This window comes from Holosporales bacterium, assembly GCA_031263535.1.
Lineage (GTDB): Bacteria > Pseudomonadota > Alphaproteobacteria > UBA3830 > JAIRWN01 > JAIRWN01.
The window spans coordinates 1-15,658 of the sequence record JAISFO010000031.1 but is presented as its reverse complement, the minus strand read 5'-3'; the positions used below and the strand labels follow the sequence as shown (position 1 = coordinate 15,658).

The following is a 15,658-nucleotide window of genomic DNA, read 5'->3' as shown; positions in this document are numbered from 1 at the left end:
CCGCTACAGAACGGCGAGGGATCTTGTGTAATTACGCGCGATGGATGCAGCGATCCGCTTATAAATCAGTGCCAAACCGACTGCGTTTATTGCCTTCCTGGTATAGGTAAGTTACACCCATTAACTACGGCTTCTGCGGGAATAGCATCTTCTCCGATCGTTTCCAGTTGGGAGCCAGGCTCAAATATTATGCTACTTAGACTATGGCAGTGCCAAAAACACTTTTTGCCGATCCTTTCTACACTGGACGGAAGGCATATAGATTCCAGGGAAGGACAATCACTAAAGACATAGTTTTCGATCGTTCTTAGTTTTGAGCCTGGCCCAAACGTTACGCTGCTTAGTCCTTTACATCCATGGAAACACTCCACGGCAATTTTCTCTACACTGGACGGAATACATATAGACGCCAGAGAAGAGCACCCACCAAAGGTAGAGTTTCCCATAATTGCCAGTTGCAAACCAAATTCAAAGACTACGCTGCTTAGGTTTTCACACAGCACAAAACACTCTTTGCCGACCGTCCCTACGCTGGACGGAATGCATATAGATGCTAAGGAAGAGCACCAGCTGAATGCACCGACGCCCATCGTTGCCAATCGTGAGTCAGGCTCAAACATTACACTGCTTAGGCTTGAGCATCTCTCAAAACACCACCAGCCGAGCGTCTCTAAACTAGACGGAATGCGTATAGACTTTAGGGAAGAACATCCAAAAAAAGCAGATTCTTTGATTACTCTCAGTTTAGAGTCTGGCTCAAAGACTAAACTGGTTAGAGTTGAACACCCTCCAAAACAAAACTTACCGATCATCTGTACACTTGCCGGAAGGCATATAGATGCTATAGAGCGACAAATAAAGGCATCGTCTTCGATCGATGCTAGGTGCGAACCTGATTCAAATGCTAATATGCTTAAGTTTGAACATCCTTTAAAACACTCCGCGGAAATTATCTCTACATTTGCAGGAAGACATGCATATCTTAAGTTTGCTTGATCATAAAGATTTTTAAAATTAGAACTTTTTGAAACACGTGAGACTATATGGGCCTTCCCATCCGCACAAATTAGATTTCTAGGAAAGAATAAATCAGAAATATCTTTGCTGACACTAGTGCTAACAATTCTATTTTCGTCTATTTGGTAATAATCTCTGCTTAAAGTAAATCGCATACAATTTGCAATCTCAGGGATAAGTAACGTAATTGCCAACGCCATTATAATATTTTTCATATTTGTTCTTTTGATTGGGTAATATTAACGATACAGCGATATCGTTTAAGAACATTTAATATTTTTAAATTAATTAACTAATTAGCGAGCAAGTATGGTGTTTTTAGTTGGGGTTTGGCAATATTTATATGGCAAAATCGAGCGACGCTATTTGCGTCGATTTGACTTAAATAAAAAGACCGCCGCTGCAGAACGGCGACGGAGGGTCTTGTGTGATTACATGTGATGGATGCTGGAATTTTGTTTATAGATCGATGACAGCCTGTTTGGATTTATGTTACCTATATATAAGTATAAGAGCGTATATCAGTACAATACTCATATATAAATATAAGAGGGCGACCATTAGCATTCACCGTAACTCCTGCAGGAATAGCGCCTTCTTCGATCGTTATCGGTTGAGGGCTTGGCTCAAATACTATACTACTCAGCCCTGCTGTAAAAATAGTAAAACCAAAACAGCTTCTGCCGATCGTCTCTACACTGGCCGGAATACATATAGATTCCAAGGAAGCACAATCATAAAAGGCGGAGTCTCCCATTATTGTCAATTGGGATTCGGACTCAAATGTTACACTGCTCAGGTTGCTGCTGCGCCGAAAGCACCATTTGCCAATCGTCTCTACACTGGCCGGAATACATATAGATTCCAAAGCACAATCACAAAAGGCGGAGTCTCCCATTATTGTCAATTGCGAACCGAACGCAAACGTCACGTTTATTACGTTGCTTAGACCGGGGCCTAGACCGCAGGCCTGAAAACACCATTCGCTGATCGTTTGTAAGCTGGACGGAAGGCATATAGATTTCAAGGAATGACATTGGTTAAAGGTATACTCTGAGAACCTTGTCAATCGCGTACCAAGCGCAAACGTTACGTTGCTTAGCTTAGAGCATTCTGCAAAACACCTGCCTCCAATAGTATGTAAACTTGCCGGAAGGCATATAGATATCAGGGAATGACAGTTACGGAAGGCAGAATCTGAGATCGCTGTCAATTTCGAATTGGACTCAAACGTTACTATACTTAGATTAAGGCGGTTTCCAAAACATCCATTGCTAAGCGTTTGTGCACTGGATGGAATGCATATTATAGCTAAGTTATCCTTAGCATTATCTAGCGTAAAGCTATTTAATATACACACCTCACAAACCTTCCCATTTATCTGAATGAAATTTCTAAGAAAGCAGCAAGGCGATGTTGTTCCCGGCGTGGCACTAGCAATCCCGTTTCCGTCCTCTTGATAATCATCTCCATCCAAGGTAATTCGCTTACAGTATGTGATTTCTGGGATAATCAGCATAATTGCCAGCGCTATCATTGCAATTTTTTTCATAATTTCTCCTTATTAAAAAACTAACAGGAGCATATATGACATAATATTATATTTTTGTCAATCTATTTTTTGCTTATTTTAAGATTATTATAAAACCGGCCTGAAATCTGGCTTGGTAATAGAACTCGGCGAGGTTTTACTTAGAAAATTGTACGATCTGCATCGGCTTTGGTTTAACGGCGGGGGATCTTCTGCAATCACGTATGATGGATGCTGGCGTCAGTCTTGTTTATAAACTGATCTCAGCACCTGCCTGCGTTTAAACTGGCAATAAGCTCTTGCAGACGATTAGCCCTAGTCTCTAAGCTGGCCAGTTGTTGCTTATGGTCGGTAATGACAGATTCAGATGCTTTGGCCATGAACCCCTGATTAGTAAGTCGAGCTTGAATGCTTTGACTGTCGGTTTGTAATTTTATCAGCTCCGCCTGCAGTCTGGATTTTTCTTTCTGTATGTCGATGGATTGATCAAGAATTATTTTAATAACGCATCCTTCAACAATCACCGATACAGTCGCAAGATTGCTGTCTGTTGAAGCGTATTTAACGTCTATTCTGGCCAGCTTTTGGATAAAGGTCTCGTATTTACTGACAGAGTACTTTGCCTTGTCTGCTTCGCTTACAATAATTTGCAAAATATTACTTGGCGATACGTGAATATCCGAGCGTATTGACCTGATCGCACTGATGGCCTGACATACCCATTCAACTTCTTTAGTCGATTTGTCGAACCCCTTTGGCAAGCTGTAGCATGGCCAGCTGCTTGTGCTTAGAAGCGCGCCTTTTTCAGTAATGGCGACTGCTTCAGCAAGCTCTTCAGTAATAAATGGCGCGATGGGGTGTAATATTTTTATAAACTGAGCAACTGCCCAGCCGGCGGTTAATTTGGTTTCAACAATTTCTTCTTGATTATCGCCGTTCATGATCGGCTTGGTTAGCTCTAAATACCAGTCGCAGAATACCCCCCATACTGACTGATATATTGCCTTAGCGGCCTCATCGAACCGATAGCTTTCGATGGCGTTTTCCGTGTCGACTATGGTGCTAATCACTTTGGCGATAATCCACTGATTAATAGGAGCCTTAGCGCTGGAGATATCAAAGCGGTCGTCGTACTTACACTCATTCATCACAAGGAACCTGGTTGCGTTCCAAAGCTTAGTAATGAAATTGCGATATCCGGCTATGCGCTCTTCGCCCATATTGACGCTTCTGGCAGGCGTACACAGAGAGGCGATTGTGAACCGCAAAGCGTCTGCGCCAAATTTATCGATAAGGTCCAGCGGATCAAGAACGTTTCCTTTGGATTTGGACATTTTGCGTCCTTTTTCATCCCGGACAATCGCGTGGATATAAACGTCCTTGAATGGGATTTGCTTGCATACACAGGTTGTAAGCATAATCATACGCGCGACCCAAAAGAAAATTATGTCAAAACCGGTAATCAATACGTTGGTTGGGTGATACCTTTTAAGCTCATACGTTTCGTCTGGCCAGTTGAGTGTCGTAAATGTCCAAAGCCCTGACGAGAACCAAGTATCCAAAACATCTTCATCCCGACGCAGTTCTACGCTGCGTCCATAGTGCTTCTCTGCCAGAGAGTGTGCGTCATCATCGCTGTTGGCCACAAATATTTTGTCATCTGGGCCGTACCAGGCAGGAATCTGATGCCCCCACCATATCTGACGCGATATGCACCAAGGTTTGATGTTACGCATCCAATCGAAGTAAGTATTCTCCCAGTTTTTGGGGACGAAGCGAATCTCGCCGCTTTCCACAACACGCAGAGCCTCTGCCGCCAGCTTTGGCGCGTCCAGAAACCACTGATCCGTCAGGTATGGCTCTACTCTTGCACCAGACCGGTCCGCATATGGAACAAAGTGCTTAATCTTTTCTTCCTTCTCAAGCAGGCCCAGGTTTACCAGCTGCGCAAGAATCAGCTCTCTCGCCTGATCTTGCGTCAATCCGCGATACTGAGGGGCGACACTGTCGTTTATCCTTGCATCTGGCGTTAAGATGTTAATTGCCTCAAGGCCATGACGCTGACCAATCTCAAAGTCATTAAAATCATGCGCTGGCGTTACTTTCAGCGCTCCCGAACCTTTTTCCCGGTCTATATATTCATCTGCGATAATGGGGATAATTCTGTCAGTAAGCGGCAAGCGCAAATGCTTACCAATCAGCATAGTATACCGAGCGTCATCTGGATGCACCGCTACGGCAACGTCTGCCAGCATAGTCTCAGGCCTGGTGGTAGCGATAGTTATATGCTTTTGACTGCAACCTTCATCGTCGACTAAAGGGTATTTTATGTACCACATCGATCCGTCAACCTCTTGATTGAGAATCTCGAGGTCAGATATCGCCGATTTAAGCTTAGGGTCCCAATTAACCAGCCGTTTATCACGGTAAATCAGGCCGTCGTTATAAAGCTTTACGAATACTTCTCGCACGGCTTTTTGCCGCTGTTCATCCATGGTGAAGCAAACGCGCGAGAAGTCGCCCGACGCGCCTAAACAACGCATTTGGTTTAGGATCGTCCCGCCAGACTGCTCTTTCCATTCCCAAACCGCGTCTATAAACTTTTCGCGACCCAGCTGACGACGGTCAATGCCTTTGCTGGCAAGCTCTTTTTCAACCAAAAGCTGCGTTACTATGCCCGCGTGGTCAAGCCCTAACTGCCACAGCACGTCAAAACCCTTCATTCGCTTGTACCTTATGAGGATGTCCTGCAGCGTATAGCACAGTGCATGTCCAACATGCAGGGATCCGGTTATATTGGGTGGAGGAAGCATAATCGTATATGGCTGAGCGGACGGCTTACTACCAGGCGAGAAGCTGAAGGTTTTCTGCTCTTCCCACTTATCAGTAAATTTTTTCTCTATAAGCTTATGGTCAAATGTTTTATCCATTTTCACCTTTCCTCATCGCTGTTAAAGTCCAATAAACATTCAACGTACTCTTGCGCTGAAAAGCTTTGCATATCCTCTGGGCGCTCGCCAACCCCAACCGCCAATATAGGCAATTTGAAAATTTTCGCCAGCGATATAATCGAGCCTGCTTTGGCTGTGCCGTCAAGCTTGGTAATAATTATCCCAGTAACGCCGATTCTGGAAGAAAATTCTTTTGCCTGGGATATGGCGGTCTGCCCAGTTGTGCCGTCTATCATAAGCAGTACTGCATGTGGGGCGCTTAAGTCCTGTTTGCCAAGGGCTCGCTTGATTTTCTCAAGCTCTGACATAAGGTCGTCCCTATTATGCAAGCGTCCGGCCGTATCAACGATAAGAGCATCTTCATTCGCCTTTTTGGCTGTTGTAAAGGCATCGTATGCCAGCGCAGCCGGATCTGACCGATCGGCAGCGTAGCTTACTGGAATATCAAGCCGCTCTCCCCAAATCTTAAGCTGTTCAACCGCCGCTGCGCGAAAAGTATCACAAGCAACTAATCGTACTTTCTGGCCTTTATTTTTCAGAAACCATCCAAGCTTAGCCGCAGTCGTAGTTTTTCCGTTTCCATTAACTCCGCACAGCAGGATAACATACGGTCGTTGAGCTGGCGTACTGGCAAGATCATTCAAAGCCCCTTCGTATGGCGAAATGATTTCTAAAATCTTTTTGGAAAATATTTTTTTAACCTCAAGCGACGAGGACTCTTGATTGATGCTTTGCCTAGCAAAATCATGCACGATTTCTGTTGCTGTAATTGGATCTACGTCAGAAGTAATCAAAAGCTCTTCCAGCTCATCCAAAACCTGCTGATCAATCTTCTTGCGAAAGGCTACATTGCTTAGGCCACAAGCAATCTTTTCAGACGTTCGAGAGACGGCTTGCTTGAGGCGTGCAAAAAATCCACTCATAGCTTTTCAGCGTTAAGGTATGTTAGCAAACAGCTGTCCGTTTTCTGCTTTCCAAACCCTTGCTTGTGCTAAGCTTGCTTCGGGCAGCGACTTGTCGATCACCACTATCATAAAATGGTCGCTTTTAGCTAGATTTTTGTTCTCAATCAGCACGTTGATTTTACGCCCTATAAACCTGTCCATATGACGCTGCAGTTGCTGATTGCCAAGCTCTCGTAGGATTTTGGCCCGGCTTCTGGCGACTTGCTTAGCGCCAGGCAGCTGAACCATCTTGGCTGCCTCGGTACCTGGACGGACGGAATATGGAAAAACATGAAGAAAGGTAAAATCGGCCTCATTAACTAAATTATAGGAATCCTGAAACATATTGTCGTCTTCCCCAGGAAAGCCTGTAATAAAGTCTGTACCGATTGACATATCTGGCCTAAGCGTCCTTAGACATTGGCATATGTTTAATACGTCAGCCCTTTTATGCCGCCTGCGCATGTACCTCAGTATAGTATCACTGCCAGATTGCGCGCTTAGGTGAATATGGGGAAGAATCCTGGATTCTATGCCTATAAGCCTCAGCAATTCGTCGTCACACGCCGCGGGGTCAAGTGAAGACAACCTAAGCCGCATCAAATCTGGACAACTGCTTAGCACCAATTCAATCAACCCTGGCAAGCGCATTCCGCTATCCAAATCAAGACCGTAGGAGGCTATATCAACCCCGGTAAGGACTATTTCTGGATATCCGCCATCAATTAGGGTTTGTGTTTGCTGTATAATGTCCTCTGACGGCAGGCTGTAACTTCTGCCCCGCGTGTACGGGACTATGCAGTAGCTACAGAAGTGATTACACCCGCCTTGGATTTGCACGAAAGCCCGCGATTTGCCTTCAAAGCTGTGAATTAATTTAGGCTTTTCTCTTACAGTACTGCATCTTTGTGAAGCTTGAATATGCTTTGCGGCATTGCTTTTAATTGCTAAATAAGCCTCCTGATTAAGTTTTTCATTATTGTTTATTATTTTATCTACATCTGGCATGTTAGCAAACTGGCTGAATGCGACCTCAACGGCACAGCCGGTCACGATTATTTGTGCACTTGGATAATTGCGACGATGTTTCCGGATGGCTTGCCTTACCTGACGTTGGGCTTCGGCCGTGACAGCGCAACTGTTGACTATTATCACTATGCGCGACTCATCGTTATCATCCAAGCAAGCATCAAGCGCGCACTGACGAATTACCTCAGATTCATAGGAATTCAAACGACAACCAAAGGTGATAACTTTTATCATTCTATAAGTCTTATGACGGTGTGACAGAGGGGGCCGTTAACGCTATTTCAATCTTGGTGTTGCAGCATATTACCATTACAAGCGTGCAATTGTATTGGTTATGTCTGATAACTCTAAAACCGATACCTTCGGGGAGGACGTTAGGTTCGAAAACGAAGAGGTCATACTCAGGTGGTTTTGCCCCTATCGCGGCTATGGCTTTGTAGTGCATCCTAAGATACTAGAGGACATTTTCATTCATTTCTCGGTGGTTAATAAGTCGGGATGTAAGAACCTAGAGCCTGGTGATAGGTTGCTGTGCGATATTTCGCAAAAAGGCAATAAATACCAGATTACAGAGATATACAAAGTCGATCACATAGCCAAAAGTTGCGGGCCAGAGATACTGGACGGTATTGTTAAATGGTATAATCCGATTAAAGGATTTGGTTTTATCTGCTCTAGGGATAAAAAAGACGACATATTTGTTCATTCGTCAATATTGAGACGATTAGGACTTCAAAATCTCGCGCCCGAGCAAAAAGTAATTATGCGCGTGCAAAAGACCCGCAATGGATTCGAAGCCTTAGACCTCATGCTGGGTAAGTGAATTGTTATTGGCTGATTGACGCTTAGCTATGTACGACTTAAACAGCAGCGGCCGGTCAGTCAGGATTATGTCGTATCCTCGATCAATTAACCAACCCCAAGCGTCATGCATATTTTGAGTAATAGCGCGGTTATCATCATGACCGCCGCTTAAAATAGTTTTATCATTTAGCACAATTGCATTTACCCAAAGAAGAAGTCCTCTATTATGCATTTCCTCAATGAATTGTGCTTGAGCTAATTCATGATCGTCGGAAGAAAAAATAACCTCCACTGCCGCCAAGTTGATTTTATGTGATATGACGCACTCAAGATGTCTCTGCCTTCGTATAATCGGCATATACATGATGCCTGTTTGGCTGTCTTCAAGCTGTTTTAAAAATTCAATTTCCGGAGGGCTTTTCAGGATAATCTGATCTTTCATGCCTTTATTTTCAAGATAGCGAATGAGGTCTTCCCAATAAAACCATCCACGATCGATATTGATCAAACATTTTTGTTTAAAATGATCAAGGACATCGCTTAATGTATTGATTTTCTGAGATGTAATTTCTTGTATACTATTGTAAAGATTATAACTTAAGACCTGATTAGTGGTCATGGTATCCAGCTTTTGATTCGTTCCCAGCAGACACGATTCCTGGCCAATGTGAAAAACAAAGAAATCCCCATCTATTGTTTTTGCAACGTCAAGCTCCAGAATATCTGCTCCGTGCTTTAGTGCATTTTCAAAGGCAGGAATCGTATTTTGTATGATATTACCTCCAAAAGTTCCTCTGTGTGCTGCCAGCAACACGCCATTTTTTCTCGCTCTCTTTACTGGATTGTCAACGAAAGTCATCGCACCGTTTTTCTTGAATAACTTAATTGGGTTTATAAATTTTCTTTGGCAACCTGAGCGTCAGCTTCCCTGGACATAAGGTATATTATACCGCCTAAGACTGGGAAGCTGTACATCCACCAGCTGTTAACAAAACTGTAATTAACCAGCGAAACTGCCGTAGCTGCAGATAGTGAGCCCAAACAACCAGCCCTGAATGCTCTGTGTTTTATCTTGCCAATCCTGTCGATAATCCAAAAATTTACGATTAGATAAAACATGACGCCAATTATCCCTAGCGACGCCCATATATCGAAAATAATGTTGTGTGGCTGAACCGGGATGCGGAAGAAGTTTGCGATTTCCTCATCATCTAAGGTAGACCAGAGTTGAGAGCATCTCATGCCTGTTACCCTAGTAAGGTGGTGCTGAAAAACTAATTGTCCCGTCAAGGGAGATATAAAGCAAGCGCGCTGCCCTCTTGGATTTGGCACCGCACTCGAAAGAATAGCTTTAACAAACTGCATATTAGAGTATTCGTACAAAGAGACCTTGCCTCTGGCTAGTCTTAACCAATCTTTGCTGTACTTTTCTGCTGGATGTAGCCTTGATTGTCTCGCAGAACCAATGCCAGTTCCCAGAAAAGGATGCCGCGATATCATCTCTGCATGTGAGCCTAAAATTATGATCCTGTGAAACCAGCTTGTACTGCTTCTAAGTAGTGGAAAGCTTTCATACAGCTTTCTTGGATCCACCACTGAGTTATAAAAAATTGGTAGTATACTTAGCACCAAAAGTCCCGTTTTAAACAGCTTGGACGTAAAGCTGAAACGCAGATAGCTCATGGCAAAAATAAACATAGACGCGATAAGACCTAAAACACCGCTATCGTTTTCTACGTGAGATAGACTCCAAAACGAAATCAAGCAAATGATGCCGGCAATAATGAATTTTCGTCTTATGCAACATATAACTGCAATTGGGCATGTAAGCACCGCTGCAGCAAATGACCATCTGTAATAAGTTCTGTATAAGGCGACATTGATTCCAAGAGTCTTGAGCACATCGAACTGATATATGCTCTTGATAATGCGGAATTTTAGCATAGCGTCCATTGCGATAAACGCTAAAACTACTGCGAATAAGCATATAAAGATCGTCGTGTCCCGCCGCAAAGAATCGCCGTATTCGTTTCGCGTGCCAAAAAACGTTAACCACTTTATAAATGCTGCGACAACAATCACGTATGCCGCCAGTTTTACTGTTGGCCGCAGGCAGTTTGAAAAATCTTCACACCAAACAAGGCTTGCGACAGCAAAAAGCGCAAAAGCCCCTGAAACGGCAAATATAACTTTTCGCTCTTTGAACCATGCTAGCTTGTCGCTGCATTCTCGAAAAAAATGTACTGCCAGGCATATTATTGCGAAATAAAACACGGATACCGGAAGGTTTATGTAAAAGGCCGACAGACAAATGCACGCGCCCAAGAGCAACTGCATATGATTTAGGGTAAAATTTATAAGTGAGGGCATCCGGTAATATTAACCGTTTATTAATGCCCCTCATACCAATTATAGTCGCAGAAATCAATCGAGGCATCGAGATGGATATTGCAATAATTGGCGCTGGAGCCTATGGAACCGCGCTTGCCCAGGTTCTTAGTCAAAAACACAAGATCAGGCTCTATAATGATATTGCCAGCGTGGTTGATGAGATCAACGAACAGCACACTAACCGTCAGTTTCTAGGTGATATCAAGCTTGACCCAGGCATAACCGCCTCAACAGACTTTTCAACAATAGGGCTCAGCAAAGCGGTATTTATTGCTGTTCCGGCCCAAGCCGTAAGGAAAGTATGTACGCAGATTGATAGTCTAATTTCAGATAAATTGCCGCTCATCTCCTGCTCTAAAGGCATCGAGCAAGCTACCGGCCTTTTCATGAGCGAGCTGATAAGCCAAAACTTCAGTAATCCAGTGTTTGTTCTTTCTGGTCCGTCTTTCGCAGCAGAAATTTCCAGAAACATGCCTACAGCCGTCAATTTGGCTGGACAAGACCTGAAAGGTGCCTTAGCACTGGCAGAAGAATTATCAACTAAAGGCTTTAAGGTTGTTCCAACAGAAAACCTGATTGGCGTTCAGATCTGTGGAGCTTTTAAAAACGTTTTGGCAATCGTTACAGGCATAATTCGAGGGCTTAATCTTGGCGATGGGGCCGAGTCAACTGTGCTGGCCAAAGGAATACGGGAAATAGCCACGTTTATACAAAAAACAACCGGTCACAGCGACACAATCCTCAGTTTAAGCGGCATAGGCGACATAGTTATGACTTGCTTTAACTCTGTGTCCAGAAATCACACTCTGGGGTTAAAAATCGCACGCAACGAGGTAGCGCTTCCCTTAGATAACGTCGGCCTTGATCAAAATCCTTTGGCCGAAGGAGCGTTAACCATCAAGGCCTGGCCGCAAATAAGCCGTAAATACGAAAAACATTGTCAAATCGAGGCAGATATGCCGCTGTTTGCTTCGGTTTACGCCTTGTTGTACGGACGCTTGAGCCTCTCAGAACTAGTTGCGCTTGCAATTTAATAAGTGACAGACGTTAAGTTTTTATATAGAGTGCCCTAAATTTGTTATTTTCAGGGTAGGGGAAGCGAATAATGACTCAAGACATTGCAGCACGCGTTAAGCAAATCGTTATAGAAAAGCTTGCAGTTGACGCAAGTAAAGTAACAGAATCTGCCAAGTTCGAGGATGATCTCGGCGCCGACAGCCTGGATACCGCCGATATTGCTATGAAATTTGAAGAAGAGTTTTCTGTAGAAATTCCAGATGATGCTCTGGTAAAAATCAGGACTGTTGGCGACGCCGTCAATTTCGTCAAGGAACATCATAAAGGCTGACCCCGAGTGCAGGCGCGTCGAGTAGTTGTAACAGGGTTGGGTGCGGTCACACCTCTGGCGTGTGATGTTGCTTCGAGCTGGAAAAGGCTTAAGTCCGGCGTGTCCGGTATCAGGAAAATAAAGCATTTTGACACAGAAGACCTGCCGTCAAAGATTGCAGGCTTAGTCCCATCAGAAGAAAACCCCGACGGATCCAGCAACTTATTTCAGCCGACTGATTGGATTGAACCTAAAGACCTCAAAAAAATGGACCGGTTTGTTGTGTATGCGATGGCCGCAGCAACTCAGGCCGTCGAGGATGCGGGATTGCCGCCTGGTGAAGCCGCAAATGAGTATGAAAAAGAGCGTACAGGCGTACTTATTGCCGCGGGTATAGGCGGACTTTCAACCATTTATGAAACAGCAATCGATATTCATGAGAAAGGCTGTCGTAGGGTAAGTCCTTTTTTTATTCCTGCAAGCCTTATCAATATGCCGTCTGGACACGTTTCGATTAAATTCGAATTTAAAGGGCCAAACTTATCAGTAGTAACAGCTTGTACGTCTGGATCACACGCAATTGGCGAGGGGACCAGGATTATTCAGCGAAATGCCGCCGACGTTATGGTGGTTGGCGGCACAGAAGCCGCGGTATGCAAGCTTGGGGTTGCAGGGTTTTGCGCGCTAAAAGCACTGTCAACCAGATTCAACGACACGCCCTCTGAAGCATCAAGGCCTTGGGATGAAGATCGTGACGGCTTCGTTATGGGCGATGGATCTGGGGTGCTGGTGCTTGAAGAGCTTGAGCATGCCAAGAAACGCGGAGCAAAAATATATGCCGAAATTGCTGGATATGGGGTGTCAAGCGACGCATATCATATTACCGCACCTGCAGAAAACGGCGACGGAGCCTACAGATCCATGCTGGCCGCCATTAAAGACGCTGAGATAGATGCCAAAGATTTGGACTATATAAACGCGCATGGAACTTCGACTCCGGCTGGCGATATTGCTGAGCTACAGGCGGTTATGAAGGTACTGGGAAATGAGTCAAAGTCAGTCTGTATGTCATCAACCAAGTCGTCAACCGGGCATTTATTGGGCGCTGCCGGTGCGGTAGAGGCAATCTTTTCCATCATGAGCATACAAGACAGTATCGTTCCCCCAACGCTTAACCTGCATCGCCCGCCAGCCGACCTTGGTATCGATTTGGTTCCGCTTGTTGCGAAGGAAAAGCATGTTGATATAGCTCTCTCTAACTCATTTGGTTTTGGGGGAACAAATTCAAGCCTTGTCTTTAAGAAATTTAAATAAGCAGCTTACCGTATTTTTGCTGTTCCTGCTTTCGCTGTATCTTGCCAGATCTTTGTTTCCTGCAAGAAAGCATCAGGAAACGAGTTTGCTGATTTACAAGCCAGTCCGCCTTGCAGCCGTTGCTAAGACCTTGTACGAAAGCCGTATAGCGCCTGACCCTTTATTCGCCAGACTGGCGGTTGTCGTTATTTGGGTACTTAAAGGCAGAGATCTTCCGCCGGGCAAGTACGATATAGCGCAAAGTACTAGTCTACTTAATTTCATAAGGTCTTTGGTTAAACAATCTCCACAAATGTTGCAACTTGTATTCCCGACCGGGTTTACCAATGCTCAAGTGATAAAAAGGCTTGCTGATACTCCTACTATGACTGGATATATTACGCGTATACCTATGGAAGGCATGTTGTTTCCATCCAACTACCACTATATTCCTGGGGACAGCAGGCAGTCGATGATCGACAGAATGCAATACTTAAGGGAAAAATCATTAAGCAAATTTCTAGTGCAAAAAAAGTTCAACGTTAGGCAGGTTCTAACATTAGCCTCGATAGTCGAAAAAGAAACAGCGCACGATGAAGAACGACGCATCGTTGCCAGCATATATCTAAATAGGTTAAAAAATAATATGAGAATACAAGCATGCCCAACCGTAATATATTCAGTAAACTACGGGCAAAAGAGACGACGTAATTCAAAAATAACCAAACTACAGCTCTTCAATGAAAGCGCATATAATACATACCGACTTAAAGGATTGCCTCCGGCGCCTATCTGCAATCCATCAAAATCAAGCCTTACGGCCGCTATCTATCCAGCGGAAACCGATTTTCTCTTTTTTGCTTCTGAAGGTGGCCAACCGTCCGGTCAACACAAATTTTCAAAAAGCTTTCAAGGGCACATTCAAAACCAAAAATTGTTAAGTAAATAGCAATAATTTCAGGATACCGTCTCTTTTAGGTATCGTGGCAGTTACCAATGAAAACTCTAAATGAAGCAGATCGCATAGGACTGGCAGGCAAAAAAATACTGCTTCGCGTTGACTTTAATATACCAATCGAAAACGGCATAATTCAGGACGACACTAAGATCAAAGACTCAATCCCAACGATTCGGTATCTTAAGGACAGAAAGGCTTCAGTTATTTTATGCTCTCATATAGTTTCATCTGAAGGGCCAGCCTCTCTTAAACCAGTGGCTGACCACCTTTCTGATTTAATGAAACTTTCGGTAAAGTTTTGCCCATCATGCGCAGGACCAGAGGCCACAAACATTGTGTCAAAAATGCATCCTGGTGATGTGCTTTTACTGGAAAACATAAGAAGCGTCCCATCTGAAGAAGAAAACACAGACCAATTTGCAAAGAAAATGGCCTCAATGGCCGATGTATATGTAAACGATGCATTTTCTGTTTCTCACCGTAAGCATACGTCAATCGTAGGTATACCAAGGTATCTACCCGCCTATGCCGGTTTGTTTTTGCAAGAGACTTTACTAGAGCTCAACAGGCATATTAAAAATCCAACTAGACCCCTAATGGCCATAGTTGGTGGCAAAAAAGTTTCATCTAAGCTGAAGCTTTTGCAAAGCTTAGCCATGGAGGTTGATACCCTCTGCGTTGCGGGGGCCATGGTAAATACCTTTCTGGTAGCGCAGGGAGTTTCCATAGGCCAGTCATTGTTTGAACCTGATCTGTTGGATACCGCCAAATGCGTGACGGAAACAGCCAAACACAATGCTTGCAAGTTAATACTGCCTTCTGATGTAGTGCTGGACGATGGCCGGACAGTATCAGTTAATAATATAGGCGACGGAAACATGATTATGGACATCGGCGAGCATTCTGTCGCAGAAATCCTGAACTGCGCTAAGCAACATAAAACCGTTTGGTGGAATGGTCCTCTTGGCAAGTTTGAGGTTGCTTCATTTGACGTCGGCACCAAGTGTTTAGCTAAAGGGCTGGCAGATGCAGCCAAGAACCTCGGCGTGCGTGTTATCGCTGGCGGAGGCGATACTGTTCACGCCTTAAAAAAGGCGGGCGTTGATTCAAAGGATTACACTTATGTGTCGACTGCCGGCGGCGCCTTTCTTGAATTTATCCAGGATTTAACTCTGCCGGGAATAGAAGCTCTTGAGTCGGCTCAACCCCAAAGCGCAACAAAAATCGCCTGGGCATAGATGGTTTTTAGTGCGCTTTATCGATTGTCGAAATTTCAAATATGCTGAATTTAGCATAATAACCAAAGCATAAGCATTTTCATCTCTATTAATAAGGCCCTGTCACCGCTATAGGGGCGCGACTTTCCTGGCGGAAACCATTGCGCAGTATTCTGGTATGTCAACCAGGCCTGTT

General features: G+C 44.3%; 13 protein-coding genes. 6 read left to right on the top strand and 7 right to left on the bottom strand.

Going from position 1 to position 15,658, the window contains the following annotated elements:
- Window positions 1-86: 86 nt before the first annotated feature.
- The 5 genes from LBL30_03810 to mtaB all read right to left on the bottom strand — a co-directional run bounded on the left by LBL30_03810 (window position 87) and on the right by mtaB (window position 7,706).
- Window positions 87-1,232 carry a leucine-rich repeat domain-containing protein gene (locus LBL30_03810; protein MDR1032216.1) on the bottom strand — a complete coding sequence of 382 codons (1,146 nt, stop codon included), beginning with the start codon at window positions 1,230-1,232 and terminating at the stop codon, window positions 87-89.
- 281 nt (window positions 1,233-1,513) lie between these two features.
- The gene (locus LBL30_03805) at window positions 1,514-2,569 is read right to left on the bottom strand and encodes a leucine-rich repeat domain-containing protein (GenBank protein ID MDR1032215.1); all 1,056 of its coding nucleotides are present in this window, start codon (window positions 2,567-2,569) and stop codon (window positions 1,514-1,516) included.
- A 242-nt stretch (window positions 2,570-2,811) separates the two neighbouring features.
- Window positions 2,812-5,478 carry a valine--tRNA ligase gene (locus tag LBL30_03800; GenBank protein ID MDR1032214.1) on the bottom strand — a complete coding sequence of 889 codons (2,667 nt, stop codon included), beginning with the start codon at window positions 5,476-5,478 and terminating at the stop codon, window positions 2,812-2,814.
- A 2-nt stretch (window positions 5,479-5,480) separates the two neighbouring features.
- On the bottom strand, window positions 5,481-6,422 hold the full coding sequence (ftsY, locus tag LBL30_03795; protein MDR1032213.1) for a signal recognition particle-docking protein FtsY: 942 nt from the start codon (window positions 6,420-6,422) through the stop codon (window positions 5,481-5,483).
- A gap of 12 nt (window positions 6,423-6,434) precedes the next feature.
- On the bottom strand, window positions 6,435-7,706 hold the full coding sequence (mtaB, locus tag LBL30_03790; protein ID MDR1032212.1) for a tRNA (N(6)-L-threonylcarbamoyladenosine(37)-C(2))-methylthiotransferase MtaB: 1,272 nt from the start codon (window positions 7,704-7,706) through the stop codon (window positions 6,435-6,437).
- Window positions 7,707-7,806: 100 nt separating this feature from the next.
- Here mtaB and LBL30_03785 point away from each other — a divergent pair, with 100 nt between their 5' ends.
- Entirely contained in the window at window positions 7,807-8,295 is a 489-nt protein-coding gene (locus tag LBL30_03785; protein MDR1032211.1) for a cold shock domain-containing protein, read from the top strand.
- Here the strand turns inward: LBL30_03785 and LBL30_03780 are convergent.
- Complete coding sequence (locus LBL30_03780) at window positions 8,272-9,135, bottom strand: glycerophosphodiester phosphodiesterase family protein (GenBank protein ID MDR1032210.1); 864 nt, start codon at window positions 9,133-9,135, stop codon at window positions 8,272-8,274. The genes LBL30_03785 and LBL30_03780 overlap by 24 nt on opposite strands.
- 32 nt (window positions 9,136-9,167) lie before the next feature.
- The gene (locus LBL30_03775) at window positions 9,168-10,613 is read right to left on the bottom strand and encodes a hypothetical protein (protein ID MDR1032209.1); all 1,446 of its coding nucleotides are present in this window, start codon (window positions 10,611-10,613) and stop codon (window positions 9,168-9,170) included.
- 104 nt (window positions 10,614-10,717) lie between these two features.
- Between LBL30_03775 and LBL30_03770 the strand changes: the two genes are divergently transcribed.
- From LBL30_03770 to LBL30_03750, 5 genes are all read left to right on the top strand, one after another.
- Window positions 10,718-11,701 (top strand): NAD(P)H-dependent glycerol-3-phosphate dehydrogenase, encoded by a 984-nt coding sequence (locus LBL30_03770; GenBank protein MDR1032208.1) that lies wholly within the window; start codon window positions 10,718-10,720, stop codon window positions 11,699-11,701.
- A 71-nt stretch (window positions 11,702-11,772) separates the two neighbouring features.
- On the top strand, window positions 11,773-12,015 hold the full coding sequence (locus LBL30_03765) for an acyl carrier protein (protein MDR1032207.1): 243 nt from the start codon (window positions 11,773-11,775) through the stop codon (window positions 12,013-12,015).
- A gap of 6 nt (window positions 12,016-12,021) precedes the next feature.
- The gene (fabF, locus tag LBL30_03760) at window positions 12,022-13,308 is read left to right on the top strand and encodes a beta-ketoacyl-ACP synthase II (GenBank protein MDR1032206.1); all 1,287 of its coding nucleotides are present in this window, start codon (window positions 12,022-12,024) and stop codon (window positions 13,306-13,308) included.
- The gene (gene mltG, locus LBL30_03755) at window positions 13,286-14,236 is read left to right on the top strand and encodes an endolytic transglycosylase MltG (protein MDR1032205.1); all 951 of its coding nucleotides are present in this window, start codon (window positions 13,286-13,288) and stop codon (window positions 14,234-14,236) included. The genes fabF and mltG overlap by 23 nt, the downstream gene beginning before the upstream one ends.
- 47 nt (window positions 14,237-14,283) lie before the next feature.
- Window positions 14,284-15,483, top strand: a complete 1,200-nt coding sequence (locus LBL30_03750; protein ID MDR1032204.1) for a phosphoglycerate kinase — start codon at window positions 14,284-14,286, stop codon at window positions 15,481-15,483.
- Window positions 15,484-15,658 lie beyond the last annotated feature (175 nt).

Coding starts and splice junctions, on each gene's coding strand:
- LBL30_03800 (MDR1032214.1), bottom strand. CDS start 5,478: ATGGATAAAACATTTGACCATAAGCTTATAGAGAAAAAATTTACTGAT.
- LBL30_03775 (MDR1032209.1), bottom strand. CDS start 10,613: ATGCAGTTGCTCTTGGGCGCGTGCATTTGTCTGTCGGCCTTTTACATA.
- ftsY (MDR1032213.1), bottom strand. CDS start 6,422: ATGAGTGGATTTTTTGCACGCCTCAAGCAAGCCGTCTCTCGAACGTCT.
- LBL30_03770 (MDR1032208.1), top strand. CDS start 10,718: ATGGATATTGCAATAATTGGCGCTGGAGCCTATGGAACCGCGCTTGCC.
- LBL30_03810 (MDR1032216.1), bottom strand. CDS start 1,232: ATGAAAAATATTATAATGGCGTTGGCAATTACGTTACTTATCCCTGAG.
- LBL30_03750 (MDR1032204.1), top strand. CDS start 14,284: ATGAAAACTCTAAATGAAGCAGATCGCATAGGACTGGCAGGCAAAAAA.
- LBL30_03785 (MDR1032211.1), top strand. CDS start 7,807: ATGTCTGATAACTCTAAAACCGATACCTTCGGGGAGGACGTTAGGTTC.
- LBL30_03765 (MDR1032207.1), top strand. CDS start 11,773: ATGACTCAAGACATTGCAGCACGCGTTAAGCAAATCGTTATAGAAAAG.
- mtaB (MDR1032212.1), bottom strand. CDS start 7,706: ATGATAAAAGTTATCACCTTTGGTTGTCGTTTGAATTCCTATGAATCT.
- LBL30_03805 (MDR1032215.1), bottom strand. CDS start 2,569: ATGAAAAAAATTGCAATGATAGCGCTGGCAATTATGCTGATTATCCCA.
- LBL30_03780 (MDR1032210.1), bottom strand. CDS start 9,135: ATGACTTTCGTTGACAATCCAGTAAAGAGAGCGAGAAAAAATGGCGTG.